Origin of the sequence: Devosia polycyclovorans, assembly GCF_042181575.1 — a bacterium.
GTDB classification, from domain to species: domain Bacteria; phylum Pseudomonadota; class Alphaproteobacteria; order Rhizobiales; family Devosiaceae; genus Devosia; species Devosia polycyclovorans.
In genome coordinates, this window is sequence record NZ_CP170082.1 from 3,506,513 (window position 1) to 3,523,229 (window position 16,717).

Consider the following 16,717-nt stretch of genomic DNA (forward strand, 5'->3'; position numbering starts at 1 on the left):
TGCAAGACACCTTGATGTACGTACATCAAGATTTGACTGCGCGGTGCGTGAAGGCGTTGCTCCGGTACCAGGGCCTAGCTGGAGCCGCACTCAGCGCAGGCGTTCGACGGCCGGCGCCATGGTGTGCGGGGAGACCTGGCGGTTCTCGATCTCCTCGAGCAGGGCCGAAATCTTGTCAACATTGCCGATATGGCGCTGTTCCATGGAGAAATTGAACGTGACGTAGTCCCGGCTGGGGCAGAAGGTGCAGATGTTCACTTCCGAATGCCAGGCGCCGCAATAGAGCGGCTCGACCAGGCCATGGGTCATGGGCCCATAGGTGCGATGCGGCGGCACCAGGGTCAAGACGATATGGTTCCCGCCATTGAAGCGCCAGAAGCGCTTGTTGGGCAGGAAGGGGAAGACGCGATTGACCGCTCGCATGGCCTTGAACATGGAGTTGATCACCACCTGAAAGGAGGTGATGTCCTTTTGCTCAATGCCCGCAACAGTATTGTCGACCGCGCGGACATAGTCGACAAAATCATCCATGACCGTGAACTTGGCCTCAAGGGCGCGAACGCGGAAAAAGTCGTCGTCAGTGCTGTTCCGCTTGGTGTCGAGCATAGTGTAGTTGGCGCCGATCACCTTCTTGCTCATGTGCTTTTCGGCCCCATCCCCATTGAGGGCATGGGTAACAAGGGCAAACATGAGACTGCGCTGGCGGACGCCAAGCTTGTTGGCGAGTCGTCGCAGGCGGTGACGCTCGACGGCCAGGGTGCTGAAGCCCCAGGGCTGCGCTTTCGGTGCCAGAATATTGGCCAAAACCAGGTAGATCAGCGTGGTGAGACCGCCCCGCATCGCGCTCTTGAAGCGATCAGCGAACGGCAGCTTGTTGGACTTGTCGGACTGGACGCCATGGCCGGCCGAGGCCGAACGGGTCAGCAGTGCCGAATCGGAGCCTTCGAGCAAGGCATGGCTGGAGCGCACCTGCAGGATGGCGGCGCGGCCCTGAGCATCCGGGCCATTGCGTCGTACGGCGGCCATGACACGGAACAGCGGCAGGTCTTCGCGCTCGAAAATGTCCGAGGACTTGGAGAGCCACTTGTCGGGATAGCCGTCGAATTCGTCGACCAATTCCACCGAGGTGATGGCATCAAGCATATGCTTGGGGAAGGGCTGGCCCGGCTGCGCGCCCACGAAACCGTGGGTCAGCTGCGGCGCCAGGGCGATCATCTCGGCAACCATATTGCCGAGACGATCCTTGTCATAGGTCTGGGTGGAAAAGGCGGTGAAGAAGACCGTGTCCTTGCCCTTATAAAGAAACCACTGAAAGTCTGTAAAAAGGGCCTGCGGATTCTTCTCAACGGCGGCCCGCGCCAGTGCCAGCGCGTCGAACTGCTCGCCGGCAAAACTTGAAGACGAAAAACTCTTCACTTCAATAACCCCCCATGCCCCCTCCCGGGAAATTTTATCTAAGCGTATGGCTGGCTCTGGATCAACAATTACCGTCTGTCCCGGTTAACTGCGCTTCTCAAGTTGAAGGGTGATGGCTTGGACGAGAGAGAAGCAGCCTTCAAACATTGGCTTGTTTGGGGGGAAACCGCAGCCCCGATCTTTGGGCCGTGAACTTGAGTGCCCTATCCACGCCGCCTTTTTTCCTAGACTTTGGTCCAACATACCGTTGGCCTTTTGCCCATTGGCAGGCGGAAATAAGAAACTTAGAATAACTCTCATGTATTGAGGTCGCCCCTCGGACGACAAGGGTTTGGCGACATGTGCGCGTCGAATTGACCTATATCAATGCGGCGTCTCGGGGATTAGGTAGAGCACGAAAGAGCCAGGTCCGGCCGCCGCGCCGTTCCAGTGCTCGCAAAGGAATGGCTCCCATGGACTATCGCGGAATTTTCGAGGATGCAGTCGACACGCTGCGCGCAGAGAAGCGCTATCGCGTCTTTGCCGACCTTGAGCGTATCGCCGGACGCTTCCCCAAGGCGATGTACCGCGACGATGCGGACAATGCCCGGGAAATCACCATCTGGTGCTCCAATGACTATCTGGGCATGGGCCAGCACACCAAAGTCGTGACGGCCATGCAGGAGACCGCAGCCGCAATGGGTGTTGGCGCGGGTGGCACGCGCAATATTTCGGGCACCAACCGTCCCCTGGTTGAGCTTGAGCGTTCGCTCGCCGATCTGCACCGCAAGGAAGCCGCGTTGGTCTTCACTTCCGGTTTTGTGTCCAATGAAGCGGCGATCTCGACCATTGCCCGGCTACTGCCCGACTGCGTCATCTTCTCTGACCAGCTCAACCACGCCTCGATGATCCAGGGCGTGCGCCAATCGGGCATGGAAAAGAAGATTTTCCGGCACAATGACGTGGCGCACTTGCGCGAATTGCTGAGCCAAGTGGACCGCAAACGTCCAAAGCTGATCGCGTTTGAAAGCGTCTATTCGATGGACGGCGATGTCGCTCCCATCCAGGAAATCTGCGATCTGGCCGAGGAATTCGGGGCGCTGACCTATATCGACGAAGTGCACGCCGTGGGCATGTACGGTCCGCGTGGCGGCGGCATTGCCGAACGCGACGGCCTGATGGACCGGATCGACGTGATCGAAGGCACGCTGGCCAAGGGATTTGGCGTGATGGGTGGCTATATCGCCGCCAATCGCTCGATCATCGATGCGGTGCGCTCCTATGCACCCGAGTTCATCTTCACCACCGCCCTGCCCCCGGCGCTTTGCGCTGCAGCGCGTGCGTCCATTGAACATCTGAAGGGCAATGGCGAAGAGCGCCTGCTGCATCAGCGTCAGGCGCGCCTCACCAAGGCCATCCTGGCCGATGCCGGCCTGCCGGTGATGGAGACAGACACCCATATCGTGCCGCTGATCGTGGGCGATGCGCGCGCGGTGAAGGCGGCCAGCGACATGCTGCTCGACAAGCACAACATCTATATCCAGCCGATCAATTACCCGACGGTTCCCAAGGGCACCGAACGGCTGCGCATTACGCCGACGCCTCTGCATAGCGACGAGATGATCTTCGAGTTGCGCCATGCGCTGGTGAGCGTGTGGACGAGCCTGGAACTGCCGCGCGAACGGGCCGACGCGGCCATTACGGCCAGCAAGCTGACCAGCGGGGACCTGACGCTGCCCAATCTAGGCGGCTAGGGTTGAGACTGAGGTGCGCGGCCTGAAGACCGGGACCGTCGCCAAAAAAGCTCAGCCCGGTTGATCGACATCAAGGCCGGCCCGCAGTTGGGGGACATAGTCTCCCTGCAACGGGGAGTGTGTGCCGTGTCCATTCTCATCGTCTATGACAGTATTTTCGGCAATACCGGCCAGATCGCCCAGGCTATGGCGAACGAATTGAGCAAGACGCATGAGGTCAGGCTGGCCACGGCACAGCAGGCCCAAGGCATGGATTTGTCCGGCGTTGACCTGCTCATTGTCGGATCGCCCACGCGGGGGTTCCGGCCGACGCCTGAAATCCAGGAATTTGCTTCCCGCCCCGACCTGACAGGCCCTGCAGCCGCGTTCGACACACGGATCGATCTCGACACGATCGAGCCCGCGCCCCTGCGTTGGGTTGTTCACGCGGGCGGCTATGCTGCAGAACGGCTGGCCCGAGAGCTGGCCGAGCAAGGTTGTGTGCTGGTCGGGGACACAGCTGGCTTTGTCGTCCTGGGCCAGGAAGGTCCTCTGAAGGAGGGCGAAATCGGACGCGCCGCCCAATGGGCGCGAGACCTGATCGAACAGTTGCCCGGCAATGGGAGACGCTGAACGTGTCGCCACCAGTCACCATGACGTCGTGCTAGCTCGTAAGCACAATCCTCATCAGGTCGGCCGTGTTGCGGGCGCCGAGCTTTTCCATGACGCGGGCGCGGTGCACCTCGATGGTGCGGGGGGAAATGCCCAGTTCACGACCGGCTTCCTTGTTGGACTGGCCATTGGTGATCAATTGCAGCACTTCGCGCTCACGCGGGGTAAGCTGGGAGAAACCGCGCACCTCGACCGGACGCCCGCCAGCCTGCATGGCCCCTAAATGGATGTCCTTGCGCAGGGCGTCCCGAATAACCGTCAGGAGCATTTCGCTATCGATGGGTTTGCACAGCACATCTGTCGCGCCCAGCTTCATGGCGGTGACCGCGGCCTCCAACTGCGGTTCGTTGGCCAGCATGACGACGGGCGCGCCGGTGCGCAGGGCCTTGACCCGACGCAGCAGGCCTAGCCCGCTCTCTTCACCCTGGGTGAAGTTGATGACCGCCACATCAGGCCGGCGCCGTTCGAGAGCGGCGACAAAATGAGACGATTCCAACGAGAAGATGGTCTGGAAGCCTTCCAGGCGAAACAGGACGCTGAGCGCCTCGCATGTGCCCGGATCGGGATCGACAATGTGGACGAGACGGTCGCGATTGAAGAAAGAATGATAATAGGAATGCGTGTTCATGCCTAAGCCCCTTCCGGCAAGTTCGCTCTGAAGCGGTCGCCGGGGCGCGCAGCATTCCGCTGACGAAAGCAAGAGTGCCTCCGCCTCGCTGAACCTCTGCCCAGGTGTCCCGCAAGTGTAGTTTGCTCTAAGTGGTGGCGCCGTCCGATACGATGAATCCGTAGGATGGACTACCTATGTCTAGGTATATATTCATTCCGAAACCTGTCAATGACATTATTCCTATTCTTGCGCCAAAGAAGAGGCCGGCAAATCTGCCGGCCCAAGAACTGAATAGATCAGGTCTTGCCATTGGCGCGGATGGCGTCGCGAATTTCGGTGAGCAGAACTTCTTCCTTTGATGGCGCCGGGGTGGATTCCACCGGTTCCTTGGCGGCTTCGCGCTTCATCGAATTAATGGCCCTTACGACCATGAAGAGCACAAAAGCGATGATGGTGAACTTGACCACCGCATTGATGAACAGGCCGATATTGAGGGTGGCGACACCGGCTTCATTGGCCGCAGCGACGGAGGGTACCGGCACATCATTGGGATTGGAGAGCACAATAAACAGGTTGGAAAAGTCGATGCCGCCAATGATCAGGCCAATCAAGGGCATGAAAACATCATCGACGAGAGATGACACGATGGCGCCGAAAGCGGCACCGATGATCACACCGATGGCCAGATCGATCATATTGCCCTTGATGGCAAAGTCCCGGAATTCCTTGAACACGCTCATTAAGACCCCCTTGCTGTGTTGGCCCGCCCACTCCGGCGGCCGCTCAGTTAACAGTGGTTAAGGATTGAACGGTTTCTGGAGCAAAAAGCAATGGGGCCAAGGGTGGCCTTGCGCCGGCCCGACGCGGAGCCGATAAGAACATTGCACCCTTGATGCCACGCGATGGAGCAAGATGAGCCTGCTCGACCACGACCGGACACGCGCCATTGCTCTGGCCATCGACCATATTCCGCAAGGTGTGGCCGTGTTCGATGCCGGCTTGCGCCTGGTGGCCACCAACCAGCGCTATGACAGCCTCCTCAACCTGCCCGAGGACCTGACCCGGCGCGGTTCGGCGCTGTTTGACATAGCGCTCTATATGGGCGAGCGGGGTGATCTGGGCGAGGGTGACGCGGCGCAACTGGCCATCGAGCGGATCAAGGTTTTGACCGCCGCGCCAACAAGCGTAACCCAGCGCCTTGGCAGTGCCGGGCAGTCATTGGAGTTTCATTCCAGCCGCCTGCCCAATGGCGGGCTGGTGATCAGCATTTCCGATGTGACCGCCCGGGTGCATGCCGAGCAGCAATTGGCCCAGGTGAACCAGACGCTCGAAAGGCGCGTGGACGAACGCACCTTATCACTCAAGCAGGTCAATGCAGAACTGGAAGCGGCACGGGCCAAGGCCGACGCCTCCAACCATGACAAAACGCGATTTCTGGCAGCGGCCAGCCATGACCTGCTGCAACCGCTGAATGCGGCACGGCTCTATACGTCCACCCTGATCGAGCGCGCCAAATCGACTGGATTCGCCGAACTGGCCAATTCCATCGAGGCTTCGCTGACGGCAGTGGAAGACATCATGTCGGCCCTGCTCGATATTTCGCGCATCGACAGCGGCGCCCTCAAGCCGGCGCCAACCCCTATCCAGGCGCAGGACCTGCTCAAGAAGACGGAAGTCGAATTTGCACCCATGGCGCGGGAGCGCTCGATTTCGCTCCGCATTGTCAGGACCAAGGCCAGCGTGATGGCCGATCGCTCGCTGGTGGGTCGCATTGTGCAGAACCTGGTGTCCAATGCGATCAAATATACGCCCGTGGGAGGGAAGGTGCTGGTGGGGCTGCGCAAGCGCGGCAATCGCTGGCGGCTGGATGTGATCGACACCGGCATCGGCTTCAACAGGGATCAACACCGGCTGGTCTTTGCCGAATTCTCCCGGCTCGAGCGTGGCGCCCGCATGGCCCAGGGCTTAGGGCTGGGCCTGTCCATCGTGCAGCGGCTGGTGACCGCATTGGGGCTGACCCTGGAACTGGATAGCCAGGAGGGGCGCGGCTCGCGCTTCTCGATCTATCTGCCCGCCATCCGCAATGCGCGCCCAGCCAGCGCGGGCGAGCCCCCGGCGGCAGAGCCAGGCTTTGGAACGCTGAGCCTCAAAGTGCTGTGCGTGGACAATGAGCGCGCCATTCTGGAGGCCATGGAGGGCTTGCTCAGCCATTGGGGGTGCGAGGTGCGCAGCGCGCTCTCGCTCAAGCAGATCGACCGGGAACGCCTGCTCGAAGGCTGGTATCCTGACCTGGTGCTGATGGACTACCATTTGGACCAGACGTCGGGCCTGGATGCAATTGAGTGGCTGCGGCACAATGTGGGCGGACACTTGCCGGCGGCCCTGGTGACAGCCGATCGCAGCCCCGCAGTGCGCACGCTGGCGGAGGAACGGGGCATTGCCGTGGTAACCAAGCCGGTCAAGCCCGCCGCGCTGCGTGCCACAATCAGCGGCCTGGCCAATCAGGGTGGCGGCAAGCGCCCCGGCTGATCAGGCCTGTTTGGGTGCAGTCGCCTTCTTGCGCTGCGGGGCGGTTTCGACTTCGTCGACCACGGGCGCGGCGGGCGTGACCCGGGGCATGCGGTTCCAGGCGTCGAGGGCAGCAATCTTGTAGGCCTCGGCCAGGGTGGGATAGTTGAAGGTGTTCTCGACGAAATAATCGAGCGTGGCGCCCAGGTTGAGCACTGCCTGGCCGATATGGATGAGCTCGGTCGCCCCCTCTCCTACGATATGCACGCCCAGCAATTTTCGGGTTTCAAGCGAGACGATCATCTTCATCATGCCTGACTGCAGGCCCATGATGTGACCGCGCGAGGTTTCGCGGAACCGGGCGACGCCGCATTCATAAGAGATGTTGTGGGCACGCACTTGCTGCTCTGTGAGACCGACAGTCGAGATTTCGGGCACGGCATAGATGCCGTAGGGAAAGAATTCCGGCGCCGGGGGCATCTTGGCCTCGAAGGCATGGAGGGCCGCAATGCGCCCCTGTTCCATGGAGGTCGAGGCCAGGGAGGGAAAGCCGATGACGTCGCCGGCCGCATAAATGTGCGGTATCTGGGTCTGGAAGGTAGCCGGATCGACCTTGAGGCGGCCGCGCTCGTCGGGCATGACCCCGCATTTTTCGAGCCCCAGATCCTGGGTGGCGCCGACGCGACCAGCCGCATAGAGCAGCATGTCGGAGCGAATCTGACGGCCGTCGGTCAGGTGGGCTATGGCCCAGCCCTGTTCGTCCTTTTCCACTCGATCCACCTTGGAGCCCAGGCGGATCGTGACGCCGCGCTGGCGCAGATCATGGGTAAATTCCTCGATGATCTCGCGATCGATGAATTCGAGGAAATTGTCGCGGGGCTCTATGATGGTCACCGGCACATCGAGCGCGGAGAAAATGGTGGCGTATTCGATGCCGATGACGCCGGCGCCAACGACAGTGAGGCTGCGCGGGACGCGCAATTCGCTGACCAGGCTATCGCTATCCATGACGGTGTGGCCGTCGAACGGGATATTGGTGGGGCGATAGGGAGCGGTGCCCACTGCAATGACCGCGTGATCGAAAGCAAACTGGTGCTCATCGCCACTGTGGTCGGTGACCAGCAGGTGATGCTCATCGGCAAAGCGGGCCATGCCGCCAAAAGTGCGCACGCCGTTGCGGGCAAACTGGTGCTCAAGCACCTCGATCTCATAGTCGAGCGTCTTGCGCAGGCGGGCGCCGAGGTCTTTGCCCTCAATGTCCTTCTTGACGCGATAGGACAGGCCATAAAAGCCACGTTCGCGCCAGCCGGACAGATTGAGCACGGTTTCGCGCAAGGTCTTGGAGGGAATGGTGCCGGTGTGGACGGAGACGCCGCCCAGACGCAGGCGGTTTTCCACCACGAGCACCGACTTGCCGAGCTTGGCGGCCTGAATGGCGGCGCGGCGCCCAGCCGGCCCCGATCCGATCACGACAAGATTGAAGCGCTCCAATGCCCAGCTCCCCGCAAATCAGCCCAGATGCCTAGACCGGCACTGTGACACTGTCTTTGCACAAGGGGCAATGACAGTGGGGCAAGGCAGGGATGCAAGCGTCAGCCACCCTGCCAGGTTGGTTCGCCCATCTGGGGGAGGTTATAGAACTGGCGCACCACGTCCCATCCTTCACGGGCGGTTTCCACCACGGTGAAGAGGTCCGGATCGTCAGGCGAAATCGTTCCTGCCTCGGCAAGGGCTTTGAGATTGATGACCTTGGTCCAGAATTCCTTGCCGAACAGCAGGATGGGGATGCGGTCCATGCGACCGGTCTGGATCAGGGTCAGGCTCTCGAAGAATTCGTCGAGCGTGCCGAAACCGCCTGGAAAGACCGCAACGGACTTGGCGCGCATCAGGAAATGAATCTTGCGCGTGGCGAAATAGTGAAAATTGAAGCTCAGATCCGGCGTCACATAGAGATTGGGCGCCTGCTCATGAGGCAGCACGATATTGAGCCCGATCGAGGGCGCGCCCATGTCGGCCGCACCGCGATTGCCGGCTTCCATGACGCCGGGTCCGCCACCCGTAGTCACAACGAATTCCTTGTAATCCATGGAGGCTGCGGTTTGCGAGGCGAACTGGGCGAATTTGCGCGCTTCGTCATAGTAACGCGAGGCGGCTTCAAGATTGCGCCGCTGGGTCTCGTTCTTGGCGGCCCAGGCGGGCTTACCCGGCTCGGGGATGCGCGCGCCGCCAAACAGCACAACCGTGGAGTTGATGCCATGCTCCCGCAGGCGGAATTCGGGCTTCAAGTATTCGAGCTGGAAGCGCACCCCGCGCGTGTCTTCGGAGGTCATGAATTCGTCGTCGGCGAAGGCCAGGCGATAGGCAGCGCTGCGCGTCTGAGGCGTGTCGGGCGCCTTGCGCGAGACGGCAACGTCCTCGCTGGAGGTGCGCAAGGATGTCGGATGACGGCGTTTAGACAAGACAAACTCCCGTTTGGATGGCGCTACACCTCAGCGCCCATTCTGCCCGGCCTTATTCAGCGAAGCAGAGGACCACTCTGTCGGCAAAGGCCTAAGAAGGGCATAACCAGCGGAAGTGGCTTGAGCAAGGGCGAGGCAGGGCCAATCGGTTCACGAGTGTGGAAGCGGCCCAGAGCCAACCCGAACCGGAAATTACCGCCGCGCCGCTCATGCGAATACTTTCGTGCCGCGAATTTGTCTTTATATCGAACAGAGATAAGCTGAAATCTTTACGACTCCTCAATATTCACATGGCCTTCTGATATCCGGGGGGCAAACAATTGTTGCTGTTCACGGATCGGGAACTGGTACAGGAGGGTGAACTCAAGCGGCTGATCATGCGCGGCATATGTCGCATGTTTCCGCTTCGGTCAGCGCCCACCTTCAGAATCGACAATGCAGTGATCCTGTGTGACGTCGACCTAGAGAATTTCGCAAGCGCCCACCAGCTGCGCTCGGCACTGGCCGTGCATCGCTCAGCTGAAAGTCCGGTCGTTTTCCTGCTAAGGGAGAAAAACCACCACACCGAATCCCAGGCCCGGGCTTTGGGGGCCAGCGACCTGCTCAGCGGTGAGGAGGGTATCAACGCCGCGCTCAGGCAGCTGATGGCCAAGTTTCCGTTTCTCAGGGCCCATCAAAGCTGCGTACCGCCCGAAACGCAGCGCGCTATCGAAGACCTGCTCGAGCCCAACACATGGAACGCCGCCAGCAATTATGGCGGGCTGATCAATGCGGGCGCTCAGGCCGTCCTCGACGCGATCGAGGCAGAGGGCATCCAGCACTGGATGAATGAGGTGCTGTCCTACGACAATCTGACCTATCAGCATTGTCTGCTGGTGGCGGGCACGGCGGCCGCGTTTGGCTCGTCACTGGGATTTTCGCGCGAAGACAAGGTTCTCCTGACCACGGCCGGGTTCGCGCATGACGTGGGCAAGGCCTTCATACCACTTGAGATTTTGAACAAGCAAACGGCGCTGGACGCGGCAGAAATCGCCAATGTCCGGCGGCATCCGATGATCGGCTACGCCATTCTCAAGGAGCACGGCGTCCAAAATGGGGATGTGCTGGCCTGTGTGCGATCGCACCATGAATTGCTGGACGGCTCCGGCTATCCGGCGGGACTGATGGGCAACAGCCTGCCGGACCTGGTCAAGATGGTGACCATCTGCGATGTCTTTTCGGCACTGGTGGAGCGCCGGACCTACAAGCAACCGGTCACCTCCGAAGCGGCCTATGACTATCTGACGGACAATGAACAGTGGTTCGACCAGGCGCTGGTGCGGGCCTTTCGACGCAGTATTCTGCCGACATGACACCCGTGTGAGGGCGTCACTGGCTGGGGGCCTCGCCGGCTCGTTATCCCGCCCCCCTTGCATCCCGGCATCAAAATCCGCATATAGCCCCTCGGGAGGTTGGCGCGGACGTGTTCCTCGCCAACCGGGTCAGGTCCGGAAGGAAGCAGCCCCAACGAGATCCTCACGGGTCGATGCCAGCCTCCTACTAATTCCCTGTTCAGAATCGGGCCTGGTGCAGCGCAAATGGGCATTGGCCTTTTGCGACATGGATCGGCATGCCCTATGTTCCGGACATGAGCTTTGGCAGATTCCCCAGCACGCAGGACAAGGACAGGCAGCATGGCTGACAATCAGACCACGCCCTATCTGGTCCTCGCCCGCAAATACCGCCCGCGCGACTTCTCGACTCTCGTCGGGCAGGACGCGATGGTGCAGACGCTCGGCAATGCCTTTGCGCAAAACCGTATCCACCACGCTTTTATCCTGACTGGTGTGCGCGGCGTGGGCAAGACGACCACTGCCCGCATCCTGGCCCGCGCCTTCAACTATGAAGACGAGACCGGCCGCCATCCCACGCTGGAGCTGGAAACCGAAGGCACCCATTGCCGCGCCATTATCGAGGGACGGCATGTCGATGTGGTGGAAATGGACGCCGCGTCCAACACCGGTATTGGCGACATTCGCGAGATCATCGACTCGGTCAAATACGGCCCGGTTTCGGCACCCTACAAGGTCTATGTGATCGACGAGGTGCACATGCTCTCCACAGCGGCCTTCAACGGGCTGCTGAAGACGCTCGAAGAGCCGCCGCCTTATGTGAAATTCATCTTTGCCACCACCGAGATCCGCAAGGTGCCGGTGACGATTCTGTCGCGCTGCCAGCGTTTCGACCTGCGGCGCATTCCGGCCGAGGTTATGACATCCTACCTCGAAAAAATCCTGGGCCAGGAAGGCATCGGCTTTGAGCCGGACGCGCTGGCCATGATCGTGCGGGCCGGTGAGGGCTCGGCGCGCGACTCCCTCTCGCTGCTCGATCAGGCGATCGCGCATGGCAATGGTTCGGTGAGCACGGCGACGGTCAAGGCCATGCTGGGCCTGGGGGACCGGGCGCGGATCATCGATTTGTTCGAAGATTTGATGGGCGGCCGGATTGCCGAGGCGCTGGGCGCGCTCAAGGAGCTTTATGACCTTGGCGCTGACCCGCAGACCTTGCTGGCGGATCTGGCCGAATTCACCCATCTGGTGACGCGGATAAAGGTTGTGCCGGCGGCTGCAGACGATGCCTCGCTGACCCCGGACGAACGCTCGCGGGGTGCCGATCTGGCGCAGCGCCTGCCGATGCGCGCATTGACGCGAGCCTGGCAAATTCTCTTCAAGGGCAATGAAGAGACCGGACGGGCCGGCAACGCGCTTCAAGCCGCCGAAATGACGCTGATCCGCCTGGCCTATGCGGCTGATTTGCCCAGTCCGGACGAGGTGATCAGCAAGCTGACGCAACAGGGCAACCTGCCCGCGGGCGGCGGCAGTCCCGTCCCCGCTCCCCGTGGACCTTCTGGCGGCGCCTCTGCCATGCGGGTCGAGGCCGTACAGACCGCCCCAGCGGCCGCTTCGGTGGCGGCGCCTTCTCCGGTTATTCCGGCATCGCGGCCGCAGGCCGTGGCGCAACCGGCCCTTGCGACAGTGGCCAGCTATAAGGACCTTATCGCGCTGGCTACGGCCAAGCGCGACGTGCTGGTCAAGCTGGCGCTGGAAAGCCAGATGCGGCCGGTGTCCTTTGAACAGGGCCGGATTGAAGTTGCGCTGAGCGATGGCGCTGACCCGGGAATTATTTCTACGCTCTCGGCGCGCCTGCAAACCTGGACCGGGCAACGCTGGCTGGTGATGGTTTCGACCAAGGCCCCGGAGGGCCTGACCATCCGCCAGGAAAAGGAACAGCGCAAGGAGGCTGCGACTGCAGCGGCCCATGACGATCCGCTGGTCAAGGCCATATTGGAAACATTTCCGGGCGCCAAGCTGGTGAACGTGACGGTGCGCGACGATGAAGCCGCGCCGACCGAACTGGCTCCGCCCCCAATCGAAGAGGACGACGAATGAAAGACATCATGAACATGATGAAGGCCGCCGGCGAGATGAAGGCCAAGATGGAGGCCATGCAGGCCGAACTGGCCGAGCTGGTCGTTGAAGGTCAGTCCGGCGGCGGGATGGTCCGCGTGTCGCTGAGCGGCAAGGGCGAGATGAAGGGCATCAAGATCGATCCTTCCTTGCTCAAGCCCGAAGATGCCGAGATGGTCGAAGACCTGATCATTGCCGCCTTTAACGACGCCAAGGGCAAGAGCGAAGCTGAAGCCCAGCGCAAGATGGCTGACGTGACGTCCGGCCTGCCGATCCCCCCGGGCATGAAGCTGCCGTTTTAGGCTCGCCCCGCTGTGGCCTCCGGCGGACCTGAAATTGAACAATTGATCCAGCTTCTGGCGCGTCTGCCAGGGCTCGGTCCGCGCTCGGCGCGGCGCGCGGTGCTGCACCTGATCAAGAAGAAGGAGCAGCTCATGCTGCCGCTTTCAGCCGCGCTGGACCGCGCGGTCGTGGCGGTCAAGAGCTGCGAAGTGTGCGGCAACGTCGATACGATGTCGCCCTGCTCGATCTGCGCCGATCCTCGCCGGGGCGAGAGCGGCATCCTGATCGTGGTGGAAGACGTGGCCGACCTCTGGGCGCTGGAGCGCGCCGGGGTGGGCCAGGTCCGCTATCATGTGCTGGGTGGCGTGTTGTCACCGCTCGATGGCGTGGGGCCCGACGATCTCAACCTTGAGGGGCTGATCGGCCGGGCGCAGGACTACTCAGAGATCGTGTTGGCGATGAATGCAACGGTGGAGGGCCAGACGACGGCACACTACATCACCGACCGATTGCCAGGGTCGGGTATCAAGGTGACGCGCCTGGCCCATGGGGTGCCAGTGGGTGGGGAGCTGGACTATCTCGATGAGGGCACGTTGAGCCAGGCGCTCAAGGCGCGCACGCAGATTTAGGGTCTTCTGGAAGCACCACCCCACCTCCCGAAGAAGGGCGGCGTTAAACACACATTCTGCGGCTCTTCGCATCCCTCCCCTGGATGGGGAGGGAATGAGGGTGGGGTGACGCCGGGGCCTCAGTGCAGATGCGGGTCGAATTCCTCGCTGCCGTGCCAGACATGGTCGTCATCGACAGGGCCGTCCTCATCTTCCTCGTAGAACTCGTCCTCGCCGATCAGCGCCTCGCGGGCATCGGTGTCGTCGGGCGAGAGGGCGTCGAGATGATCGGCAGGATCGAATGACATGGAGACATCGACATTGCCGGTCTCCTCGGTATTGTCGAGGTCACGTTGCAGTTCGGCGATGGCCCGATCGAGCTCTTCGAGCATATAGGCCGGGTCCTGACCTCCGAAATCACCGCTTTCACGCTCGGCGGCTTCGTGGCGCATTTCCCACAGCCGCTCCAGCCGATCCCGCGCCGGGCGGTCATCGCCATAGAGCAAATCTTCGATTTCGCTTTGGCTATAGGGCTGGGCAATACCGGGTGTGTCGGCATTGTCAAAATTGGTTTCCTGGGGGACGAGGCTCCCGGGGTGATGGTGGTTCTGAACCATGGCTGATCTCCCATTTCCTAAGTCCACGATACGACCGGAACGCAGAGGGCCGGCGGAGAGTTCGATCACATCGGCATGCGTTCGCAACGAGGAGAAAATGGCTCTGCGCAAGGGATCGAGGGTCCGGTGGCAATGGGGCGCCCACAGCGCCGATGGGAAAATTGTCGAACGCTTTACCAGGGATGTCACGCGGACGATCAAGGGGACCGAGGTCACCCGCAAGGCGAGCCGCGACGAACCTGCCTATCTCATAGAGCAGGATGATGGGGACAAGGTGCTCAAAAGCCGGAGCGAAGTCAGCAGGGCCTAGTGAAGGTCGCCCGGCTCGTCCTTGACCAGCCGCAGGGCCGGTTGTGGCTCGTCCGAGCCGCCATCCCAGTTTGCGGGGATGGACTTGCTGGATTTGGCGCCCAGTTCGCGCAGCATTTCGACCTGGCGCACCACATTACCGCGGCCGGTGGTCAACTGGTCCCGGGCCTTGGCATAGGCGCGCTGGGACTTGTCGATGGCATCGCCCACCTGGTCCATGGTGCCGAGGAAGCCCGCCACCTTGTCGAAGAGCTGGCCGGCGCGCTCGGCGATTTCCTCTGCGTTCTGATGCCGCTTTTCGATGTCCCAGACATTGCGCACGGTGCGCAGCACAGTCATCAGCGTCGTCGGCGTCGTCAGCATGACGCCCTTGCTCATGCCGAATTCGACGAGTTTGGCATCATGCTGAATGGCGGTGGCCAATGCGCTCTCGATGGGCACGAACATCATCACATAGTCAAGGCTGGATCTGGCCGCGCGGTGATAGGTCTTGTCGCCCAACGTGGTGATATGGCCGCGCACCGAAGTGATATGGGCGCGCAAATGCTGGTCACGACCATCTTCCGGGCTGTTCACGAAGGCCTCGAAGGCGGTCAGGGATACCTTGGAGTCGATGACCAGCCGGTCACCATTGGGCATGAGGATTTCGACATCGGTACGGACCCGCTGGCCATCCTCGCCGGAATGGCTCTGCTGGGTGAAATATTGCTCGCCCTCACGCAGGCCGGATTGCTCCAGAATAGTCGCGAGGATCATTTCGCCCCAGGCGCCCTGGGTCTGTGAATTGCCCTTCAATGCGCGCGTGAGGTTCTGCGCCTCGGTGGTGATCTGCAGATTGCTTTCGGCCAGGGCGCGGATGCGCTCGCCCATGGCCGAGCGGTCTTCGACCAGGTTCTTATGAAACTCGGTAATCTTGTCCTGCAAGGGCTTCAGGAGCGTGTCGACCTGCTCGCGGTTCTGCTTGGTGAAGGTCTCGCTGTGGGTCTGCAAAACCTCGCCGGCGATGGACTTGAACTCGTCGGTCATCTGCTGGCGGGCTTCTGCGAAGCGTTTCAGATTGGCCTCGTTCTGCCGGGCCTGCTCATCGAGGCGCGTGCGCATCGCAGCGAGTTCGGCCTGAAGGCCCGAGGATTTCTCGCGTTCGGTATCGAGCAGTTCGGTGGCGCGATGGCGATCGCGCTCGATCTGGCCTTCCAGATCGCGGATGCGGCTATCGCGCGTGGTGACCTGTTCGAGGAAGTGGGCCTTGAGACTGTCCGCCGCCTCCCGGGCCGCAGCGTCCGCGCGCCTAGCGCTGGCGCGGGCCCAGAGCACAAGTCCGGCCAGCAGCAGCGCCACGAGCAAGGCGCCCCCGATGAGCAGGGCGAGGGCCACGGTGACGGGGACGTCGCCCCAGATGAACAGAACAGTGTCGAGATCACGCATGGGCGCAGTCTAGTCCGATTCTGCTGTTCGCAAAATGTTCCCTTTGCGCGGTGGTTTGAACCGGGCTGCAGTTGACCGCGGACGCGGAAATCGCCATATCGGGGTCAATCCATTTATCGCCGGACTTTTTTGCCATGGCCGTTCGCCCTATCCTGATCATTCCCGATGCACGTTTGCGTGCCGTTGCCGACCCCATCATCGAGGTCGACGATGAGATCAAGTCCCTGGCCAAGGACATGCTGGACACCATGTATGACGCGCCGGGCATCGGCCTGGCCGCCCCGCAGATCGGGGTGATGAAGCGCATTGTGGTTATGGACCTGGCGGGCGAGGGTGAGCCGGCGGCTCCGCTGGTGATGATCAATCCCGAGATCACGCATTTCGGCGATCAGATGCAGGTGACCGAGGAAGGGTGCCTTTCCATCCCCGAACTCTATTACGAGGTCGAGCGGCCCAATGATGTGACGGTGAAATACACCGATCTCGAGGGTAAGGAAGTCACCAAGGAAGCCGAGGGCAAGCTGGCAGTCTGCATTCAGCACGAGCTCGATCACCTCGATGGCGTGCTTTATATCGACTATCTCAGCCGGCTGAAGCGCGACCGCGTGATCAAGAAGTTCGACAAGGCCGCCAAGCGCGCGGCCGGCTAAACC

General features: G+C 61.4%; 16 protein-coding genes and 1 other RNA gene. 10 read left to right on the forward strand and 7 right to left on the reverse strand.

The annotated features are described in order from the left end of the window. Window positions 1-90: 90 nt before the first annotated feature. Complete coding sequence (locus ACE4RL_RS17480) at window positions 91-1,416, reverse strand: hypothetical protein (RefSeq protein WP_375598373.1); 1,326 nt, start codon at window positions 1,414-1,416, stop codon at window positions 91-93. 452 nt (window positions 1,417-1,868) lie between these two features. Between ACE4RL_RS17480 and hemA the strand changes: the two genes are divergently transcribed. Both hemA and ACE4RL_RS17490 read left to right on the forward strand, forming a co-directional pair. Beyond that, window positions 1,869-3,149, forward strand: a complete 1,281-nt coding sequence (hemA, locus tag ACE4RL_RS17485) for a 5-aminolevulinate synthase (protein WP_375598374.1) — start codon at window positions 1,869-1,871, stop codon at window positions 3,147-3,149. Window positions 3,150-3,275: 126 nt separating this feature from the next. Next, on the forward strand, window positions 3,276-3,761 hold the full coding sequence (locus ACE4RL_RS17490; RefSeq protein ID WP_375598375.1) for a flavodoxin family protein: 486 nt from the start codon (window positions 3,276-3,278) through the stop codon (window positions 3,759-3,761). Between the two features lie 31 nt (window positions 3,762-3,792). Here ACE4RL_RS17490 and ACE4RL_RS17495 read toward each other — a convergent pair whose 3' ends face one another. Both ACE4RL_RS17495 and mscL read right to left on the reverse strand, forming a co-directional pair. After that, window positions 3,793-4,428: a response regulator transcription factor gene (locus ACE4RL_RS17495; protein WP_375598376.1), complete on the reverse strand. Its 636-nt coding sequence runs from the start codon at window positions 4,426-4,428 to the stop codon at window positions 3,793-3,795. Between the two features lie 278 nt (window positions 4,429-4,706). Then, window positions 4,707-5,144, reverse strand: a complete 438-nt coding sequence (mscL, locus tag ACE4RL_RS17500) for a large conductance mechanosensitive channel protein MscL (protein ID WP_375600309.1) — start codon at window positions 5,142-5,144, stop codon at window positions 4,707-4,709. A gap of 178 nt (window positions 5,145-5,322) precedes the next feature. On the opposite strand from mscL, the gene ACE4RL_RS17505 reads away from it, so the two are divergent. Beyond that, on the forward strand, window positions 5,323-6,939 hold the full coding sequence (locus tag ACE4RL_RS17505) for a PAS-domain containing protein (RefSeq protein WP_375598377.1): 1,617 nt from the start codon (window positions 5,323-5,325) through the stop codon (window positions 6,937-6,939). Here ACE4RL_RS17505 and sthA read toward each other — a convergent pair whose 3' ends face one another. Then, on the reverse strand, window positions 6,940-8,409 hold the full coding sequence (gene sthA / locus ACE4RL_RS17510; protein WP_375598378.1) for a Si-specific NAD(P)(+) transhydrogenase: 1,470 nt from the start codon (window positions 8,407-8,409) through the stop codon (window positions 6,940-6,942). A gap of 101 nt (window positions 8,410-8,510) precedes the next feature. Beyond that, a complete protein-coding gene (locus ACE4RL_RS17515; RefSeq protein WP_375598379.1) occupies window positions 8,511-9,377 on the reverse strand; it encodes an LOG family protein in 867 nt (288 codons plus the stop codon). Between the two features lie 320 nt (window positions 9,378-9,697). Here ACE4RL_RS17515 and ACE4RL_RS17520 point away from each other — a divergent pair, with 320 nt between their 5' ends. The 5 genes from ACE4RL_RS17520 (at window position 9,698) to recR (ending at window position 13,734) form a co-directional block, all read left to right on the forward strand. Continuing rightward, entirely contained in the window at window positions 9,698-10,729 is a 1,032-nt protein-coding gene (locus tag ACE4RL_RS17520) for an HD-GYP domain-containing protein (RefSeq protein WP_375598380.1), read from the forward strand. A gap of 93 nt (window positions 10,730-10,822) precedes the next feature. Further along, window positions 10,823-10,918, forward strand: an RNA gene (gene ffs, locus ACE4RL_RS17525) — signal recognition particle sRNA small type. Window positions 10,919-11,011: 93 nt separating this feature from the next. Further along, entirely contained in the window at window positions 11,012-12,805 is a 1,794-nt protein-coding gene (locus ACE4RL_RS17530) for a DNA polymerase III subunit gamma/tau (RefSeq protein WP_375598381.1), read from the forward strand. Then, window positions 12,802-13,125 carry a YbaB/EbfC family nucleoid-associated protein gene (locus tag ACE4RL_RS17535; protein ID WP_375598382.1) on the forward strand — a complete coding sequence of 108 codons (324 nt, stop codon included), beginning with the start codon at window positions 12,802-12,804 and terminating at the stop codon, window positions 13,123-13,125. Before ACE4RL_RS17530 ends, ACE4RL_RS17535 begins: the two co-directional genes overlap by 4 nt. A 12-nt stretch (window positions 13,126-13,137) precedes the next feature. Then, entirely contained in the window at window positions 13,138-13,734 is a 597-nt protein-coding gene (recR, locus tag ACE4RL_RS17540) for a recombination mediator RecR (protein WP_375598383.1), read from the forward strand. A gap of 119 nt (window positions 13,735-13,853) precedes the next feature. Here the strand turns inward: recR and ACE4RL_RS17545 are convergent, their stop codons facing one another. Further along, window positions 13,854-14,330 (reverse strand): hypothetical protein, encoded by a 477-nt coding sequence (locus ACE4RL_RS17545; RefSeq protein WP_375598384.1) that lies wholly within the window; start codon window positions 14,328-14,330, stop codon window positions 13,854-13,856. 97 nt (window positions 14,331-14,427) lie between these two features. Between ACE4RL_RS17545 and ACE4RL_RS17550 the strand changes: the two genes are divergently transcribed. Beyond that, window positions 14,428-14,640 carry a DUF2945 domain-containing protein gene (locus ACE4RL_RS17550; protein ID WP_375598385.1) on the forward strand — a complete coding sequence of 71 codons (213 nt, stop codon included), beginning with the start codon at window positions 14,428-14,430 and terminating at the stop codon, window positions 14,638-14,640. Here ACE4RL_RS17550 and ACE4RL_RS17555 read toward each other — a convergent pair. Further along, window positions 14,637-16,064 (reverse strand): DNA recombination protein RmuC, encoded by a 1,428-nt coding sequence (locus ACE4RL_RS17555; RefSeq protein ID WP_375598386.1) that lies wholly within the window; start codon window positions 16,062-16,064, stop codon window positions 14,637-14,639. The two genes, ACE4RL_RS17550 and ACE4RL_RS17555, sit on opposite strands and share 4 nt — an antisense overlap. 134 nt (window positions 16,065-16,198) lie before the next feature. Here ACE4RL_RS17555 and def point away from each other — a divergent pair, with 134 nt between their 5' ends. Next, a complete protein-coding gene (gene def / locus ACE4RL_RS17560) occupies window positions 16,199-16,714 on the forward strand; it encodes a peptide deformylase (RefSeq protein ID WP_375598387.1) in 516 nt (171 codons plus the stop codon). Window positions 16,715-16,717 lie beyond the last annotated feature (3 nt).

Excerpts from the sequence above, each read along its gene's own strand:
- ACE4RL_RS17505 (WP_375598377.1), top strand. The coding sequence starts at position 5,323 with ATGAGCCTGCTCGACCACGACCGGACACGCGCCATTGCTCTGGCCATC.
- def (WP_375598387.1), top strand. The coding sequence starts at position 16,199 with ATGGCCGTTCGCCCTATCCTGATCATTCCCGATGCACGTTTGCGTGCC.
- ACE4RL_RS17535 (WP_375598382.1), top strand. The coding sequence starts at position 12,802 with ATGAAAGACATCATGAACATGATGAAGGCCGCCGGCGAGATGAAGGCC.
- ACE4RL_RS17550 (WP_375598385.1), top strand. The coding sequence starts at position 14,428 with ATGGCTCTGCGCAAGGGATCGAGGGTCCGGTGGCAATGGGGCGCCCAC.
- ACE4RL_RS17555 (WP_375598386.1), bottom strand. The coding sequence starts at position 16,064 with ATGCGTGATCTCGACACTGTTCTGTTCATCTGGGGCGACGTCCCCGTC.
- ACE4RL_RS17495 (WP_375598376.1), bottom strand. The coding sequence starts at position 4,428 with ATGAACACGCATTCCTATTATCATTCTTTCTTCAATCGCGACCGTCTC.
- hemA (WP_375598374.1), top strand. The coding sequence starts at position 1,869 with ATGGACTATCGCGGAATTTTCGAGGATGCAGTCGACACGCTGCGCGCA.
- ACE4RL_RS17545 (WP_375598384.1), bottom strand. The coding sequence starts at position 14,330 with ATGGTTCAGAACCACCATCACCCCGGGAGCCTCGTCCCCCAGGAAACC.